Annotated in this window: 14 protein-coding genes; 2 read left to right on the forward strand and 12 right to left on the reverse strand. The window is 59.4% G+C overall.

Annotation, left to right across the window (positions count from 1 at the left end; genetic code table 11):
• Nucleotides 1–146 precede the first annotated feature (146 nt).
• Nucleotides 147–1145, reverse strand: a complete 999-nt coding sequence (iolG, locus tag ACXAEW_RS19820; RefSeq protein ID WP_474943080.1) for an inositol 2-dehydrogenase — start codon at nt 1143–1145, stop codon at nt 147–149.
• 144 nt (nt 1146–1289) lie between these two features.
• Here iolG and ACXAEW_RS19825 point away from each other — a divergent pair, with 144 nt between their 5' ends.
• Entirely contained in the window at nt 1290–2303 is a 1014-nt protein-coding gene (locus ACXAEW_RS19825; protein ID WP_474943081.1) for a LacI family DNA-binding transcriptional regulator, read from the forward strand.
• A gap of 7 nt (nt 2304–2310) precedes the next feature.
• Here the strand turns inward: ACXAEW_RS19825 and ACXAEW_RS19830 are convergent, their stop codons facing one another.
• The 10 genes from ACXAEW_RS19830 to ACXAEW_RS19875 form a co-directional block, all read right to left on the reverse strand.
• The gene (locus tag ACXAEW_RS19830) at nt 2311–3537 is read right to left on the reverse strand and encodes an NAD(P)/FAD-dependent oxidoreductase (protein ID WP_474943082.1); all 1227 of its coding nucleotides are present in this window, start codon (nt 3535–3537) and stop codon (nt 2311–2313) included.
• Nucleotides 3538–3543: 6 nt separating this feature from the next.
• A complete protein-coding gene (locus ACXAEW_RS19835; protein ID WP_474943083.1) occupies nt 3544–3876 on the reverse strand; it encodes a RidA family protein in 333 nt (110 codons plus the stop codon).
• Between the two features lie 12 nt (nt 3877–3888).
• Nucleotides 3889–5385: an amidase gene (locus ACXAEW_RS19840; protein WP_474943084.1), complete on the reverse strand. Its 1497-nt coding sequence runs from the start codon at nt 5383–5385 to the stop codon at nt 3889–3891.
• A gap of 26 nt (nt 5386–5411) precedes the next feature.
• Complete coding sequence (locus ACXAEW_RS19845) at nt 5412–6224, reverse strand: sulfite exporter TauE/SafE family protein (RefSeq protein ID WP_474943085.1); 813 nt, start codon at nt 6222–6224, stop codon at nt 5412–5414.
• Between the two features lie 10 nt (nt 6225–6234).
• Nucleotides 6235–7620, reverse strand: coding sequence for a M20 family metallopeptidase (locus ACXAEW_RS19850; protein ID WP_474943086.1), 1386 nt, complete (start codon nt 7618–7620; stop codon nt 6235–6237).
• An 8-nt stretch (nt 7621–7628) separates the two neighbouring features.
• Nucleotides 7629–9209, reverse strand: coding sequence for a gamma-glutamyltransferase (locus ACXAEW_RS19855; RefSeq protein ID WP_474943087.1), 1581 nt, complete (start codon nt 9207–9209; stop codon nt 7629–7631).
• On the reverse strand, nt 9206–10843 hold the full coding sequence (locus ACXAEW_RS19860; RefSeq protein ID WP_474943088.1) for an ABC transporter ATP-binding protein: 1638 nt from the start codon (nt 10841–10843) through the stop codon (nt 9206–9208). The genes ACXAEW_RS19855 and ACXAEW_RS19860 overlap by 4 nt, the downstream gene beginning before the upstream one ends.
• Entirely contained in the window at nt 10843–11757 is a 915-nt protein-coding gene (locus tag ACXAEW_RS19865; protein WP_474943089.1) for an ABC transporter permease, read from the reverse strand. Before ACXAEW_RS19865 ends, ACXAEW_RS19860 begins: the two co-directional genes overlap by 1 nt.
• A 12-nt stretch (nt 11758–11769) precedes the next feature.
• Complete coding sequence (locus ACXAEW_RS19870; RefSeq protein WP_474943090.1) at nt 11770–12687, reverse strand: ABC transporter permease; 918 nt, start codon at nt 12685–12687, stop codon at nt 11770–11772.
• Between the two features lie 81 nt (nt 12688–12768).
• Nucleotides 12769–14280, reverse strand: coding sequence for an ABC transporter substrate-binding protein (locus ACXAEW_RS19875; protein WP_474943091.1), 1512 nt, complete (start codon nt 14278–14280; stop codon nt 12769–12771).
• Between the two features lie 106 nt (nt 14281–14386).
• On the opposite strand from ACXAEW_RS19875, the gene ACXAEW_RS19880 reads away from it, so the two are divergent.
• Nucleotides 14387–15049, forward strand: coding sequence for a GntR family transcriptional regulator (locus ACXAEW_RS19880; RefSeq protein WP_474943092.1), 663 nt, complete (start codon nt 14387–14389; stop codon nt 15047–15049).
• A 12-nt stretch (nt 15050–15061) separates the two neighbouring features.
• On the opposite strand, the gene ACXAEW_RS19885 is transcribed toward ACXAEW_RS19880, so the two are convergent.
• Entirely contained in the window at nt 15062–16681 is a 1620-nt protein-coding gene (locus ACXAEW_RS19885; protein ID WP_474943093.1) for a GMC family oxidoreductase, read from the reverse strand.
• Between the last annotated feature and the right edge of the window lie 7 nt (nt 16682–16688).

Genomic DNA, 16688 nt, shown 5'->3' on the forward strand with positions numbered 1-16688 from the left:
ACCATACGCCAAAAATAACATCAGCCCTCTTTCGCTGACGTATTCCGGTATAGACACCGGAATTATATGACGGCCCGCAAGTCACACGCCTGTGGTCGCAAGCGGGCCGAAACCTCCAACGGGGCGCTAAGCGCCCCGCAATTCCATTAGATAAACTCAGCCAGTTGAACCGGCTGACCTGTCTTCACAGATTTGGTCGCCGCTTCGGCCATGGCCAGAGCAGCCACACCGTCAGCCAGCGTGACGGGCAGCGCCGCGCCGCCAGAGACCGCTTCAACAAAGGCGCTCCACTCTGCCTCATAGGCCGGCATGTACCGCTCCAGGAAGAAATAGGTCGGCTTGGCGCTGACCACGCCTGCAGTTGTGGATTTTACAACTGTGTTTTCCAGCATGTTCTGCGCCTGCAATAGGCCGTCGGCACCCAGAAGTTCGACACGTTGGTCATATCCGTAAACCGCGCGGCGCGAGTTCTTGATCACCGCAATCCGGCCATCTGCATAGGTCATGGTCACGACCGCAGTGTCAACGTCACCGGCTTCGCCGATTTCAGGATCGACAATAGACGTGCCGCTGGCCGCAATGGTCACGGGTGCTTCGCCCATGATGAAGTTTGCCATGTCAAAATCATGGATCATCATGTCGCGGAACAATCCGCCAGATACTTTGATATAGGAAACAGGCGGCGGCGCCGGATCAAAAGAGGTGATCGACAGAAGCTCTGCCTTGCCCACTTCGCCCGCGTCCAGTGCGGCTTTGACAGCGGCAAAATTCGGATCAAACCGGCGGTTGAAGCCAATCATCACAGGCTGATCAGTTCCCGCAACAGCTTTTTGGCAGGCCTGCGCCCGCTCAAGGCTCAGATCCACCGGCTTTTCACACAGAACAGCCTTGCCGGCGGCGGTGGCCTTTTCGATCAGATCCGAATGTGTATCGGTCGAGGTGGCGATAAGAACCGCGTTGATCTCAGCATCGGCCAGGATCTCGTCGGTGCTACGCACAACGGTGTTGAATTCCGCCGCCAGCTTTTCAGCGTTTTCGGCAAATACGTCCGATACCGCCGCCAACTCGCTGCCAGGGTGGGTGGTGATTGCGCGGGCATGAACAGTCGCGATACGACCCGCACCCAGTAGACCAACTTTGAGCATGTGCTCCTCCGAATCTCAGTTGTTGTGGTTACAATTAGTATTTTTGCTCGCGCGTGCAAGCTGTTTTTGCACGCGCGAGCAAGAAGGTTGGCAGCTCATAGCTTTTTCCGCTAGTGTCACAGATAGGGAGGCGACAGATACAACATGACCGCTGATAAAAACCTGGGGCCGGTTACGGCAGATGATGTGGCCGCACTTGCCGGTGTTTCGCGCTGGACCGTAAATCGCGCGTTCAAGCGTGAGGCCTCAATATCTGAAAAAGCCCGCAAGAAAGTGCTGGCGGCCGCTGAACAGCTTGGCTATGCGCCGGATCTGCAGGCCTCCAGCCTGGCATCAGATCGCAGTAATTTGGTTGCGCTTCTGGTCGATGATTTTGCCAATCCGCACAAGCTGGTGATGATGGAGCGGCTGACCCGCATCCTACGCAAAAACGGCTGGGACACGCTTTTGGTCAACACCTTAAACGAAGACGACGCCTCCTCAGCGCTGTTGACCGCCAGCCAGCGCCGGGTGGATGCGGCAGTGCTGATTGGGGTGCAGTTTGACGAACAGGTGTTAAAAACCGCATTGGGCGCGCGCAGGGTTCGCAAGCTGATCCTGTTTGCCCGCCAGTCAGAGAACCCCAACACGATTTCGATCTGCTGCGATGATCAGGCCGCAATGACAACAATTACGGACTATGTCATTGCCAAGGGCTATGAACGGCCCTTGTTTCTAGCCGGACCACAGACCATCTCGGCACATCTCCTGCGCAAGGAAACCTTCCTAAACCGATGGCAGGAGACCAAAGAGTCCCTGCCCGCCTTTATCTCGGTTCCCGCCTATGATCCGCAGCTTTCGTATGACACCGTTTCCACATATCTGAAGGATCGTCCGCAATCGGCACGTCCAGATATTCTGGTCTGTGAAAATGACGCCCTGGCGATGGGGGCGATCGACGCATTGCGTTACGAATTCGGCTTGCGTGTGCCCGAAGACATTGCCGTTACCGGCTTTGATGACGCGCCACAGGCCGCCGGCCCGCAGTATCGTCTGACAACCTACCGCCAACCGCTCACCAAGATGGTTGATGGGCTGGTTGAAGTCTTAAAGGGCGACAGCCAAGGTGAAACACTGACCTGCTTTCTGGGAGAGCTGATTCCACGCGACAGCGCCTGATCCAGACTTAGACCACAGGCGACAGAGCCTCGGTCAGCGCGTCCCGGCGTCCGTCAACAATGTCCGCCAGCAGCTCTCCCGTGGTTGGCCCAAGGGTAAACCCTTGGTGTCCGTGGCCAAAATTGAACCACAGCCCTTTGTGTTTTGGTGCCTGACCGACAAAAGGCAACATGCCCGGCAAACAGGGGCGTGTTCCGTGCCAGCGACTCTCAGGCAGTTCGGCGCCGATATCAAACAGACGTGCCGCCCCTCTGTGGCCCTGTTCCAGCTGGTCATAGCGCAGGGGGCGTTCCAGCGTTGCCAGATGCGCTCCGCTGGTCATCCGAACGCCTTGCGCCATGGCGGACAAAACCACGCCCTGATCTGCCAGCAAGTAGGGCCGGCTGGGTCCAACGGCCATTTCGTAATGACTGTGATAGCCGCGCTTCAGGACCATCGAAATGTCATATCCCAACGGTTTCAGAAGCGTTGGCGACCACGGTCCCATGGCCACCACCACATGCTCTGCCGACAGGCCGGTGTTTTCGGTGGTAACGCCCCATCCCTGCGCCGTTGGCGACAGCGTCTGAACCGCGCCTTCCACCCATTCACCACCCTGTCTTGCAAAAAGCTGCGCATAGGCCTGCACCAGCCCACCGGGATCCGCACAGCTCCAGCTGTTGCCCCATTGGACCGCACCCGCAGGCGTCGCAATCAGCCCCGGCTCTTCGCGGCGCAGCTCTGCGCCACTCAGGACTTTAAGGGAAAGACCAAATTCCGACGCAAATGCCACCGCCTCACCCGCGCGCGCGTCAAACCCCTTGGAGGTTTCGTAGATCTCACCCAGGCCATTTTGCCGGATCAGGTTTCCCGACCCCGAGGCAATGATCAGGCGCTCATGATCACCAACCGCACGGGCAATCAGCTGCGCGTAGCTTGCGGTGATCCGCTCATGGCGCTTTGGGGTGGAATTGCGGAAATACTGCCATAGGGCAGGCACCATGCTCGGCAAGGACGCCAGATCAATGGTCACATCATTGCTGCGCCCCAATACGTATTTCAGCAACGTCAGCGGCGCGCGCGGCAAAGCATAGGGCGCACGCGCCTCGGCCTGGATGACGCCGGCATTGCCAAAGCTGGTCTCCTGCCCCGGGGTGCGCCGGTCCATCAGCGTCACCTTGTGGCCGCGCGCCAGCAGGGCAAGCGCCGCACCAACTCCGGCCATTCCGGCCCCCAGAACAAGGAACTCAGCCATGGGGGTTTACTCTTCCGCAATCACGGTGATTTCGACTTTGGCGTCGATGACAAGCGAACACACCACGGTCGTGCGCACCGGATAAGGCTCTGGAAAGGCTTCCGCATAGACCTTGTTGAAATCGGCAAAATCCGCCGGGTCGGTCAGATAGCAGGCACAGGACACCACATTTGACAGATCCATGCCCTCTTTGGCCAATGTCGCCTTGATGTTGTTCAGAGTGTTTTCCGTTTGCGCGGTGATGCCTTCCGGGATTTTGCCATCGGCGTCAAAGCCCAGCTCGCCCGACAGATAAAGCGTGGTGCCAACGCGGCGGGTCTTGGACAGGGGGATGTTCATGTTGTTGATCCTTTAGTTGAAAGTCAGAAATTCATCGGCATCGCTGAGGTTCGGCGCGGCTTTCAGCGCTGCCAAATCCGGCGGCGGGACACGCAGATCGCGACCAGCAATGATCGCTTCGATTTCAGCTGCAACCGCCAGCACACCCAGATCGTCATGGCGTTTGCCAACGATCTGAAGCCCGAAGGGCATGCCATTGGCATCCAGACCGCAGGGGATGGTAATCGAGGGATGCCCCGCGATGGTTGAGGCGTAGGCCATAGCCAGCCAATGATAATAGCTCTGCGTGGCAACCCCGTCGATTTCGGTCGGGTAAAGCTCACGCCAGGGGCGCGGGCTGATCGTCACGGCCGGCGAGATGACAAAATCATGCGTCTCAAAAAACGCCTGCCAGTCCCAATAGTACTGACCCTGGGCAAAGATCGCCTGAGCAACATCCTCGGCTGAGTACCGGCGCCCCTCTTCGACATTGTCGGCGACATTGGGGCCAACAAATGCACGCTGTTCGTCATACAGCTTGGCGTGAATGCCAAGGAACTGCACCGCGCGCAGCACCGCAAAGATCCGGTCTGCGTCAACACATTTCGGCGCAGTCTCTTCGACCTGACCGAAGACCGGCGTTAGTTGGGGCAGGACTTTGCGGAAATGGTCGCGGGTCAGGTTTTCCGTCGGAGCAAATCCATAATCCTCGGTCACCGCGATTTTCAAGGACGACAGATCCCGGCGCGGCAGGTTGGCAAAAGCGCTTCCCTCCCAGGGTGTTTGCCCGTCAATCACCACAGTGCAGGGGTCATTGCGGTCAGCCCGCGCCAGAACCGACAGCATCAGCCCCGCATCCGCCACGCTGCGCGCCATCGGGCCGGAGGTGGGCATTGGGATCAGGCCCGCGGCGCGGGTGTTTCCAGGCACCACACCTGGGCTTGGACGATAGCCCACTATCCCGCAATAGGCTGCCGGGTTGCGCAGGGAACCACCCGTATCTGACCCGGTGGCCAGCGGGGCATAGCCACAGGCCAGCGCCACCGCAGATCCCCCGGAAGATCCGGCACAGGTACGGGACAGATCATAGGGGTTCGCTGTCACCCCATAAACACGGTTGCGGGTATTGCCACCCGCGCTCCATTCCGGATTATTGGCCTTGCCCAAAGGCAGGCCGCCCTGCCCACGCATCGCCGCGACAATTGCATCATCTCTCTGGGCGATATTGTCCTTGAAGGCTTCAGAGCCAAAGGTTGTGGGCAAGCCTTTGACATCAATCATATCCTTGACCGCAAAGGGCAGGCCCTGCAGCGCCCCCAGAGGCTCACCCGCCATCACGGCTGCTTCGGCGGCCCTGGCCCCCTCCATCATCGCCTGATCATCACGCGCCACAATGGCGTTCACAGCATGATCCAACGCATCCACACGGGCCAGACAGGCCTCTGCCAGTTCTACCGGCGACAGGGCTTTGCGATCAATCAGACGGCGCGCTTCAATCGCGCCAAGGTCAGCAGGGTCTGTCGCCGTCATGGCAGTCTCCTTCTTTTATCGGGCCCTCAGCCCATCAGCGCCTTGCGCAGCATATTGCCGGTCAAAAGCAAGATCGTACAGGCAAACACCAACCTGAGCCGAGCCGGGCTGAGGCTATGCGCCAGTCGCACCCCCAAGGGTACGGTGAACATGGTCGACAGCACGATCAGGACCACGGTCGGCATGTTGACGTAACCCAGGGTCAAAGGTGGCTTCCCTTCCACATTCCAGCCCGTCAGCATGAATGTGACAAAGGCCGGAACCGAGATCAGCACACCGAATCCCGGCGACGTTCCCACCGCCCGATGAGGCGCCACATTATAGGCGGTCAGCAACGGCACTGTGAACGAACCGCCGCCGATGCCCATCAGCGCCGATAGAAATCCGATTGTACCGCCATATGCTGCCCCCAAAGGGCGCGGCGGCAGGTGGTCGGCAATTCGCCAGTGTTTCTTTCCCAAAAGCATATAGAGACCCAGACAGACTCCGATTATGCCAAAGACCAGCTGCAGCTCTTGAGATCTGAGCGCCGTGGCCGCCAGCACTCCGGCAATGGACCCCAGAGCAATAAAGGGTCCCCAGCTTCTGATCAGTTCAAGGCTGACCGCTCCGCGTTTGGCATGGGAGGACACCGAGCGCAGCGAGGTGAAGATAATGGTTCCGGTCGAGGTTGCCACACAGATCTGCATCAGCTGATCCGGATGATAGCCAAGCGCGTGATAGGCATAAAAGAAGGCCGGCACCAGCACCACTCCGCCGCCCACACCCAGCATGCCAGAGATAATCCCCGCAACCAGACCGGCTCCCACCATCATGGCAAGCAATGTCACATATTCCATCGGCTGTGCCTTATTCGCAGGGGAGCCCGTGTTCCGCCAGATCGGCAAAAAGGCCGGTCATGACCAGAAGCGCCTGCCGGGACAGGGATTTGAGGACGTGCTCGTTTGGCGCATGTTGCGAACACCCGGCGTAGGAGTGCGGCACCCAGATGGTGGGCAGGCCCAGAACTTCGGCAAAACAGTCATTCGGAAGCGAGCCGCCCAGGTTCGGCAACAGATGCGGAGCCGCCCCCAGAGTCTGCTCCACCGAGTGCGCTGCAAATTGCACCATCGGGTGATCGGGGTCCAGCCGGGTGGCCGGGAAAGCGTGTCCTGACGCCTCGATCGCGACCTGTTCGAACCCATGGGCATCCAGATGCCGCCGCAGGGCGGGCAGGATTTCCTTGGTGTCCGTGCCGACAACAAAGCGCAGCTGACAGGTGGCCCGCGCGGATCCGGCAATCGCATTGACAGGCGCTTCCGGCACCCCCGACGTCATCGCCAGAACCGCAAAACTGTTCCAGCCAAAAACCCGCTCGGCCGGGGTCAGCCCGTCTTCGCCCCAGTCGGCGTCCAATGCGATCCCGGTCTCATGGGGTGGAAGCGCGGCCAGCACCTCGCGCACCCTTGCGGTCAGACTGGTGGGGCGCCACTCCGGGATCTTGATCTGCCCGCGTGCATCTGTGATGCAGGCCAGCGCATGTGCCAGGATGATCGCCGGATCGGCCAGAAGCCCGCCGAAATTGCCCGAATGGTTGCCGCCTTCACGCAGATCGAGACGAAGATCAAACCCAATGCCCCCCCGAGATCCGGTGAAGATTGTTGGCAGATCCGGCCGCAGCCGCGGCCCGTCCGACGCAATAAAGACATCCGCCGCCAGCAGTTCTTTGTTCTGCGCGCAAAACGCCTTGAGCCCCGGAGAGCCGGTCTCTTCGCCCATCTCGATCAGGACTTTAGCATTGAACCCCAGCTTGCCCTGCGCCGCAATCACAGCAGCCATGCTGCGCAGGTTGATCAGATGCTGCACCTTATTGTCGGCACTTCCCCGCCCATAAAGGCGATCGCCGTCCTCGATCAACACAAATGGGTCCAGCCCGTCGCGCCACTGCCCTTCCTGGGCGCGCACCACATCACCATGACCATAGGTCAGCACCGTGGGCAGATCCGGATCTTCGATCCGTTCGGCGGTCAGAATCGGCGGCCCACCCTCTGTGGGATTGTCGTGGATCTGACAGGAGAACCCCAACCCGGTGAGCAAAGGTTCCATTGCCTCCTTCAGATAGGCGATCAGATGCGGCGCACCACGGGGATCCTGACTTTCGGTAGGACGCGCCACCAGCGCGGCCAGCTCCTGCTGAAAATGCCCGTCATCAAAATACTGCGCCACATGGGCAAACGCGGTGTCGCGAAGAGTCATTCCTGTCCTCATTTATTTGGCACTTCCGCCACTCCATCCCCCCAGGGAGAGAAGGTCTCGGTGGTGCCGGAATTGATCTCACCCTCGCGCATCACCCCGGCAGGGCAGGCAAAGGCAAAGGGGAACGGCAGGCGCTGTGCAGTTGCCAGCGGGAACACCTCACCCAGGGCTTCGGTAACGGGACCAATCAAACGCTCATCCGCGACCACAAGATCGCCCCCCGATGCATCCAGACGCGGGGCTTCGATTGCCTCCTGCATGGTCATGCCCTGCTCCATCAGATAGGCCGCGATTTGTGAGACCGCTGGCATGATCTTACGCCCACCACTTGCACCCAGGGCAAAGCGGCGCGTGCCCGTTTCACCCACCACAGGACAGACGTTCATCAGACAGGCCTTGCCCTCTGCCAGCGTGTTCGGCTTGTCCGGTTCCGGGTCAAACCACATGATCCCGTTGTTCATCAGCAGACCGGTTGAGGGTGAGACCACTTTGGCGCCAAAGATCGACAGCAGGGTCTGAGTCATCGACACCATGTTCCCCGCTCGGTCTACGATGGAGAAATGCGTGGTACAGCCCGGTGTTTTGGCGCTTTCATGGTCGCCCATCGTGGCCAGTCGTGTCGCATAGGCATCGCGCAAACCGCTGGCACGCCCTACAAAAGCCGCGGGCGTTGCCGCATCTTCGGTGGCATATCCGGTCTGCCACTGTGCCACCGCATCCGACAGTGTCGGACCTGCGGTCAGTCCAGGCACCGCAAAGATCGTGCCCCCCCGGAACGGAACCTGCAACGGATCGGCCCAGATCGGCGCATAGCTGGCCAAATCCCCAGCCGTCAGGAACCCGCCTTTTTCGGTCACATCCCTGACCAGCGCCTGCGCCAGATCCCCGGTGTAAAAATCCTGCGCTCCGGCATCTGCCAGATGGGCCAAGGTGGCCGCCATTGCCGATTGGTCCAGCCGCTGGTTGGCCTGCGCCGTCCAACCGGAGCCTTTGGGCCACTGACCATCGTCAAGGAACAAATCCGCCGCATCCGGATCGCGGGCCAGATCCCGCGCTGACGCGGCAATTATCAGCGCCGCATACCAATCCACATGCATCCCGGCCTGCGCATGTTCAATTGCAGGGGCCAGCAGCTCTGACCATGGCATCCGGCCAAACCGGCTATGGGCGGCCGCAATCCCGGCCACCGTCCCCGGCACGGCAATCGAACTCGCCCCGGTAATGTTGCGATCTTCGACCACGGCCTCCCAGGGGAAAAGATCGGACGCCTTGCCCGCGCCAGAGAGTGGAAAATGCCCCGGATCAAGCGACGCCGAAGATCGCATTCCATAGGTCAGCGCATGGGCACGGTCTTCATCGGCGCGCCACAGCATCATGGCCCCACCACCGGCGGGGCCAGACATCCAGGGTTCCAGAACGCCCATGGCGAAACTCACGGCGACTGCGGCATCCACCGCATCACCACCTGCCGCCAGAACCTCGGCCCCGGCCTTGGCCGCCAGCACATGCTGCGCGGCCACCACCCCGCCCGAGGTGGCAGTCACGCCCGGTTTGCGGGTCTCTTGCGAGAGGGAAAACGAACCGCTCATACCATCACCGGTGGCAGTTTGGAGACATCAGGAACCTCCCAGCCCTTGCCGGGCTGCGCATCCAGAAGCATCCGCGTATAGGCATGCGACGGCGCACCAAAGACCTGATCAACCGTCCCACGTTCGACGATTTCGCCCTTTTGCATCACAATCAGATTGTCGCAGACCTGTGCCGCCACCCGCAGATCATGGGTGATAAACAGAACCGTCAGCCCCATCCGGTCGCGGATCTCGTTCAGGAGCTTCAGAACCTCCTTTTGCACCGACACATCCAGGGCCGATACGGCCTCATCCGCGATCAGCACCTTGGGTTCGACCATCAGCGCGCGTGCAATGCAGATCCGTTGCCGCTGCCCGCCCGAGAACTGGTTGGGGTAGCGGTTGAGCGCATCGGGATCCAGCCGCACAATCCGCATCAACTCGCGCGCTTTCTCCATCGCTTCGGCGCGGTTTGCACCAAAATTCACCGGCCCTTCGACCAGCTGGTCGCCAATGGTGCGGCGCGGGTTCAAGGATCCATAGGGATCCTGAAACACGATCTGGATCATCTTGCGATAGGGATGCAGCCCCTTGCGCGAATAGCCTGCAATGTTCTTGCCTTCGACCCAGACCGAACCATCATCGGGATCTTCCAGACGGATTAGGCATTTCACCAGCGTCGACTTGCCCGAGCCGCTTTCGCCCACAATCCCCAGCGTTTCACCCGGACGGACCTCGAAATTGATGTCCTTACAGGCATGCACGTCACGCGCCTTTTTGAACATGGATCCGGCGATATGATAGGTCTTGTTCAACCCATCGACCTTTAGCATGGGCTGCGCATCCCCCAGATCCCGCTGTTCCCGCGTCCGTCGCGGAACAGCGTCAATCAACAGGCGGGTGTAAGGATGGCGGGGACGGTTCAGGACCTCTTCGGCTGTGCCCTCTTCAACAATCTGCCCGTGCTGCATGACCACAACCCGGTCGGCAATCTCGGCCACCACGTCAAAGTCATGGGTTACAAACATAATGCCCGCGTCATGTTTCTCGCGCAGTTCCTTGAACAGATGCAGGATTTGCGCCTGGGTCGACAGGTCCAGGGCCGTGGTCGGCTCATCCGCGATCAACAGCTTGGGGTCCAGCGCCAGCGCCATAGCGATCACGATCCGCTGACGCTGCCCGCCCGACAGCTGATGGGGATAGCTGGAATAGATCCGCGCCGGTTCCGGCAGATGCACCTCTTCCAACAGTGTCATGGTGCGCGCCTTGCGCTCCGCCTTGGACAGGCGCGTATGCTCCTGGAACATCTCCTCGATCTGATCGCCGACGGTATAGCAGGGGTTCAGCGCTGACATCGGTTCCTGGAACACCATGGCCATTTGCGATCCGCGCATCTTGGCATGTTCATCGGCCCCAACCTTCAATAGGTCTTTGCCGTCAAACACCACCTCACCGGTCGATGGCGTCAGCGCCTTGGGCAAGAGCCCCATAGTCGTGAAAGAGGTGATCGACTTGCCCGAACCGGACTCGCCCACGATGCAGACGATTTCCTTGGGCGCGATGGTCAGCGACAGATCCTGCACCGCAAAAGGACGATCGCCCCCTTTGGGCAGGTCCACGGTCAGGTTGCGAATAGAGAGAATTGGGGTGCTCATCAGTTACGACCCTCCGGTGCGGTGACATCGCGGATACCGTCCCCCATCATGTTGATCGCCAGAACCAACAGGAACAAGGCAATGCCGGGAATGGTAATCAGCCAGGGTTCAAACAACAGCATTTCTTTCCCTTCCGAGATCATCAAACCCCAGCTTGGCGTCGGAGGCTGCACCCCCAGACCCAGAAAGCTCAGCGCGGCTTCAAGGATGATTGCATGGGCCATCTCAAGTGTGAAAATCACGATCAGATGGTTCATGACGTTGGGCAGGATGTCCTTGATCAGAATACGCGGCAGGGAAGCACCCAGAACTTCGGCTGCGGCCACATATTCCTGCTTGCGCACCTGCATGGTGGCAGATCGCAAAACCACTGCAAAACGATCCCACAGCAACAACCCCAGAACCGAGACCACAACCATCAGCGACCCGCCAAACAGCGCCACGACAGCCAGCGCCACCAGAACTACCGGCATCGCCAGACGCACGTTGATCAGGAAGGTAACAACCGTATCAACACGGCCACCGAAGTATCCCGCCATAATCCCCATGGTGGAGCCAATGAGGCCCGAAATCACCGCTGCCAGCAGGCCAATCATCAACGAGATCCGCGCGCCATAGGCCAGCCGCGCCCAGTAATCACGCCCCAGTGCATCGGTGCCCAAGACGTGGTTTTCGTCCCCCCCCATAAAGACCGGAGGCTTCATCCGCGCCAGAAGGCTTTGTTTGAACGGGTCGTGTTCGGTCAGAAACGGTGCAAACACCGCGATAAAGACAATCGCCAGGATCACGGCCGATCCAAACAGCAGCCCTTTGTGGCGCAGTGCGCGCCGGACCATCGCCTGCCGCGGCGTCAGGGGTTTGCTCTGGTCTGTTGCGGTCACAACCGGCTCCAGTTCAGTCGTTGTATCAGTCATTGGTCAATCCCCTCAGCTCACGCGCAGACGCGGATCCAGCCAGGCGTTCAGCACGTCAGCCAGGAAGGTGAAAAAGATATAGAAGGTCGAGAAAATCAGGATCAGCGCCTGCATCGTCGGCAAGTCATTGCGCGAGATCGACTCCCACGCCAGGTAGCCCGCTCCATGCAGCGCAAAGATCGACTCCACCACGATGGACCCTCCCAGCATAAATCCCATCTGCACCGCAGCCAGGCTGACAACCGGAATGATCGCATTGCGCAGCGCATGTTTGAACATGATCTTGCGCGTCCCCAGCCCTTTTGCGCGGGCGGTGCGGATATAATCAGCGGAAAGCACCTCAATCATGCCCGCACGGGTCAGACGCATGATGGCAGGCGTTGCATAGTAGCCCAGCACAACCGTTGGCAGGATGAAATGGCGCCATGTCTCATTGCCCGAGGCCGGAACCAGCCCGAGGTTGATGGAGAAAATCACCACCAGAATAAGGCCAAACCAAAAGGACGGGATCGCCTGACCCACAACCGAGATCAACAGCGCCGCACGGTCGATCAGCGAATTCGGCCGCGCCGCCGCCGCCACCCCCATCGGGATGGCCAGAACCAACGCAAAGGTGATCGCCGACAGACCCAGCCGCATGGTCACCGACAGGCGGTCGGCGATCAGCTCGGTCACCGGCAGATCGAAATACCAGGACATGCCCAGATCGCCCTGAACCGCGCTTGTCAGCCAGTCAAGATATTGAATGGGCAAGGGGCGATCAAAGCCAAAGCGTTCATTGATCGCCGCAATATCCTGTTGCGTCGCATTTTCACCCGCGATGGCAACAGCTGGATCACCGGCAAGGAACAAGAGGCTGAAACTGATGGCAGAAACGGTCAACGCCACCAGGACAGCAAGACCCAGGCGCTTGAGGATGAACATGAGCATTTGAAAAACGCCCCTTATGTCTGAAGGTCAAAGCAACCGATCCCCAAACCAAGGGGACCGGTCATTGCAAAGTGGAACGGCTTACTTCCAGCCGATGTCAAAGAAGCGCACGATCTCGTCGTCGGTCGGGCTATAGGTCACATCCGGGGACATCACATAGTTCACATTGTACGTCCACAACGGCACCCAATAGGCCTCATCTGCGATCTTCTTCAGCGCTTTGGAGTAAAGCCCCTTGCGTTTTTCCTTGTCTCCGGTGGCGTCAGCTTCCTTCAGCCAGTCGATCACTTCTGGATCCTGCGCATCATCCAGAACGCCGCCGGTGAAAAATTCGCCGGTAATCGCAGAAGCATCCGCCAGCGAATAAGATCCCCAGGTCTGGAAGGAAATCGCCACTTCGTCCTTGGTGCGTTTTTCACGCAGGGCCGCATACTTCAGGTAGTTGAAATTGGTGGTAATCCCGACCTCATTCAGGAAGCCCATCATCGCCTCTGCAAAGGGGCGGTTACGATAGGCGTAAAAGTCGATCTCGAACCCGTCCGGATAACCAGCTTCGGCCAGCAGCGCCTTGGCCTTTTCCGGGTCATAGTCATAGGAGGTCAGATCCTGCTCACAGCCGAACTGGATCGGCGCACAGGCGGAGTCCACAACAACTGACGAGCCTTTGACCAGCGCATCCACAATCGCCTGACGGTCAATCGCGTGATAAATCGCCTGACGCACCAGCTTGTTGGTCATCGGACCTTCGGCATCGACATCACCCGCAGCATCCATCGAGATATAGCCGATCCGCATCGCCTGCGCGTTTTCAACGGTGTACTTGCCAAGGCCCGCCAGCTTTTCGGTCTGATCCGCGGGCACATTCCACAGGAAGTCCAGCTCGCCGTTGAACAGCTCCGCGACCTGCGTGTTGATGTCCGGGATGGTCTCAATATCGATCTTGCCGATGGTGGCTTTACCTTTGGGGCCGCCAAAATAGTCTTCGTTCAGCTCCAGCAGATAATGTTTGCCCGGCTCCAGCTCGGCCATCTTGTAAGGGCCGGTGCCAATGGGTTTCAGCGCCATGCCCGATGGGCCGACCTCAGCGTAATATTCATTAGGGTACATGACAACCGGACCTGCCAGAAATTCCTCTGCAGGTGGGAAAGGCGCGTCCAGAATGATGCGTACCGTATAATCATCCACCTTTTCGGCGTGATCCATCCACGAGACGTTCTTTTGAACCTTCACGTCGCTGTCCGGCCCCGCCACATAGTTGACCGTGTACACAACATCATCCGCATTAAACGGCTCGCCATTGTGGAAGGTCACACCTTCACGCAGTTTCAGCTCAAGCGTGGTGTCATCAATCCAGGTCCATTCGGTGGCCAGATTGCCTTTGTATTCACCGGTATCGGGATCGCGATACAGCAGGCTGTCCCACAGGGCACGCGCCAGCAAAATACCTTCGCGGGCCGAGTTGTAATAAATGTCCACCGACTCCAGCTCGCGCTGGAACGCCATGTTCAAGGTATCGCTGGATTTATCAGCCAAAGCACCGGTGGCAGCGGTCGCCAGCAAAGCGGTGCTGGCAAGCAATGATGTGATCTTCATAAGAACTCCCTCTCTGTCGAATCTGTCGCAGATTTTGGTTTGTATTTTTTTGTTATTTTTTGTATACAAAACCTTGGAAGTGTACTCCGTCAAGGGACGATTGCATATGACAGGGAGATCTCGACGCGCCGCGCAGCTTTGCATGGAAATCGAGCAGCGCATTGCAGACGGGCGATTTCAGGACGGTGAAAAGCTGAATGAAGCTGCGCTGGCCAAGGAATTCGACGTGTCCCGCACCCCATTGCGCGAAGCGTTTCAAACCCTTGCGGGCCTTGGTCTGGTGGAACTCATTCCCAATCGCGGCGCATTTGTGGTGCGCCCCAACATGACACGGCTGATCGAAATGTTCGAAGTCATGGCCGAACTGGAAGCCTGGTGCGTGTCCCTCGCCACCAAACGCATCACCCCGGCCCAACGGTTGTTTCTTGGACAGGCCGCGCAGGAATGCGCCGCCGCGCAAAAGTCCGGCCAGACGTCAGACTACTACAAGGCCAACACGCGATTGCACGAAACCCTCTATGAAGCCTCCGGAAATACCGTCCTCGCCGAAGAGGCCAAACGCATGGAGCGCCGCCTGCGACCATTCCGCCGGGCGCAGTTGGGGATAGACGGCCGCCCCGGAAATTCGATGCAGGAACATGCCGATATTATCGCCGCCATTGATGCAGGCGACGCAGACCGCGCAGCCGATCTGATGCGCGGTCACATTAATACACTCAGCCAGTCCTATGACTCCTATCGCAACGCGCTGGAGACAAACGAGGCCTAAGGCCGGGTTTACTTACGCCAGAACCGCCTCACGTGCGGCCGCCTTGATCATGTCTGCGGCCTTCTCGGCAATCATAATGGTGGGAGAGTTTGTATTGCCCGAGGTGATTGTCGGCATAACCGAAGCATCCACGACACGCAGCCCTTCGACCCCTTTGACCCGCAGCTCCTCATCAACAATGGCCGCCTCGTCCCGCCCCATACGGGCGGTGCCCACCGGATGGAAAATGGTGGACGCAATCTGCCCCGCTCCCTCGGCCAGCTCCGCATCGGTTTGATACTGCGGTCCGGGCTTGAACTCGACAGGTTTATATTGCGCCAAGGCATCCTGTCTCATGATCTTGCGGGTCATCTGGATCGCCCGCGCCGCCACCAGCCGGTCCCCTTCGGTCGACAGGTAGTTGGGCTGGATTTCCGGCGCGACCGATGGATCGGGTGAGGTGATCTGCACATGGCCCCGGCTTTCAGGGCGCAGGTGACAGACACTTGCGGTTATGGCGGGAAAATCATGGGGAGCCTGACCAAAGGCTTCCAAAGTCACGGGCTGCACGTGGTATTCCAGATCCGGCGTTGCCACATCCGGCGAAGAATAGGCAAAAGCCCCCAGCTGGCTTGGCGCCATCGACATCGGTCCCGACCGTTTCAGCAGATACTCCAACCCGATCTTTGCCTGACCAACCAGACTATTGGCCATGGTGTTCAAGGTCTTCACCCCCTGCACCCGATAGGCGCAGCGGATCTGCAAATGGTCTTGCAGGTTTGCCCCGACACCTGCGCGGTCCAGCTTGACCTCGATCCCCTTGTCCTGCAGCAGCGCGCCCGGCCCGATACCAGAGAGTTGCAGCAACTGGGGTGACCCAATCGCCCCCGAGGACAGGATGACCTCGTGCCGGGCCAAAGCCTTGGACGGCACCCCGCCGGCCAGAAACCGAACCCCTGCGGCACGGCGACCGTCAAAGATCAGCCGCTCAGCCTGTGCATGGGTCATCACTGTCAGATTCTTGCGGGTCTTTACCGGCTTCAGGAACCCTTTGGCCGTGCTCCAGCGCCAGCCACCGCGCTGGTTCACTTTGAAATAGCCCACACCGTGATTGTTGCCCCGGTTGAAATCATCCGTGGCAGGAAGGCCCGCTTCAACTGCTGCGGCTTTCCAGGCGTCCAGCACCTCCCACCGCAGACGCTGCTCTTCCACACGCCATTCGCCACCGCTGCCATGCGCTTCGTCCGCACCGCCATAGTAGTCTTCGGATTTGATAAAATAGGGCAGCACATCTTCCCAGCCCCACCCGGCCAGGCCCATCTGCCGCCAGCCGTCATAGTCCGCCGCCTGCCCCCGCAGATAAAGCATTCCGTTGATCGACGAACAGCCCCCCAGAACGCGCCCACGCGGATACAGAAGCGACCGCCCGTTCAGCCCATCACACGGCGCTGTCTTGAACCCCCAATCGGTGCGGGGGTTGCCGATACAATAGAGGTAGCCAACCGGGATATGGATCCAGTGGTAATTGTCCTTGCCCCCAGCTTCCAACAGCAGAACACGCGTATTGGCATCTTCGCTCAACCGGTTGGCCAGCACACATCCCGCGCTGCCCGCGCCCACAATCACATAATCATAGGTCCCAAGATCCTGCATCTTATCC

The sequence above is a fragment of the Epibacterium sp. ABZ3_068 genome (genome assembly GCF_056159265.1).

What these genes read in the sequence shown, in the direction of transcription:
- ACXAEW_RS19850 (WP_474943086.1), bottom strand. Translation starts at nt 7,620, where the DNA reads ATGACTCTTCGCGACACCGCGTTTGCCCATGTGGCGCAGTATTTTGAT.
- ACXAEW_RS19835 (WP_474943083.1), bottom strand. Translation starts at nt 3,876, where the DNA reads ATGAACATCCCCCTGTCCAAGACCCGCCGCGTTGGCACCACGCTTTAT.
- ACXAEW_RS19855 (WP_474943087.1), bottom strand. Translation starts at nt 9,209, where the DNA reads ATGAGCGGTTCGTTTTCCCTCTCGCAAGAGACCCGCAAACCGGGCGTG.
- ACXAEW_RS19860 (WP_474943088.1), bottom strand. Translation starts at nt 10,843, where the DNA reads ATGAGCACCCCAATTCTCTCTATTCGCAACCTGACCGTGGACCTGCCC.
- ACXAEW_RS19825 (WP_474943081.1), top strand. Translation starts at nt 1,290, where the DNA reads ATGACCGCTGATAAAAACCTGGGGCCGGTTACGGCAGATGATGTGGCC.
- ACXAEW_RS19875 (WP_474943091.1), bottom strand. Translation starts at nt 14,280, where the DNA reads ATGAAGATCACATCATTGCTTGCCAGCACCGCTTTGCTGGCGACCGCT.
- iolG (WP_474943080.1), bottom strand. Translation starts at nt 1,145, where the DNA reads ATGCTCAAAGTTGGTCTACTGGGTGCGGGTCGTATCGCGACTGTTCAT.
- ACXAEW_RS19840 (WP_474943084.1), bottom strand. Translation starts at nt 5,385, where the DNA reads ATGACGGCGACAGACCCTGCTGACCTTGGCGCGATTGAAGCGCGCCGT.
- ACXAEW_RS19885 (WP_474943093.1), bottom strand. Translation starts at nt 16,681, where the DNA reads ATGCAGGATCTTGGGACCTATGATTATGTGATTGTGGGCGCGGGCAGC.
- ACXAEW_RS19880 (WP_474943092.1), top strand. Translation starts at nt 14,387, where the DNA reads ATGACAGGGAGATCTCGACGCGCCGCGCAGCTTTGCATGGAAATCGAG.
- ACXAEW_RS19870 (WP_474943090.1), bottom strand. Translation starts at nt 12,687, where the DNA reads ATGCTCATGTTCATCCTCAAGCGCCTGGGTCTTGCTGTCCTGGTGGCG.
- ACXAEW_RS19830 (WP_474943082.1), bottom strand. Translation starts at nt 3,537, where the DNA reads ATGGCTGAGTTCCTTGTTCTGGGGGCCGGAATGGCCGGAGTTGGTGCG.
- ACXAEW_RS19865 (WP_474943089.1), bottom strand. Translation starts at nt 11,757, where the DNA reads ATGACTGATACAACGACTGAACTGGAGCCGGTTGTGACCGCAACAGAC.
- ACXAEW_RS19845 (WP_474943085.1), bottom strand. Translation starts at nt 6,224, where the DNA reads ATGGAATATGTGACATTGCTTGCCATGATGGTGGGAGCCGGTCTGGTT.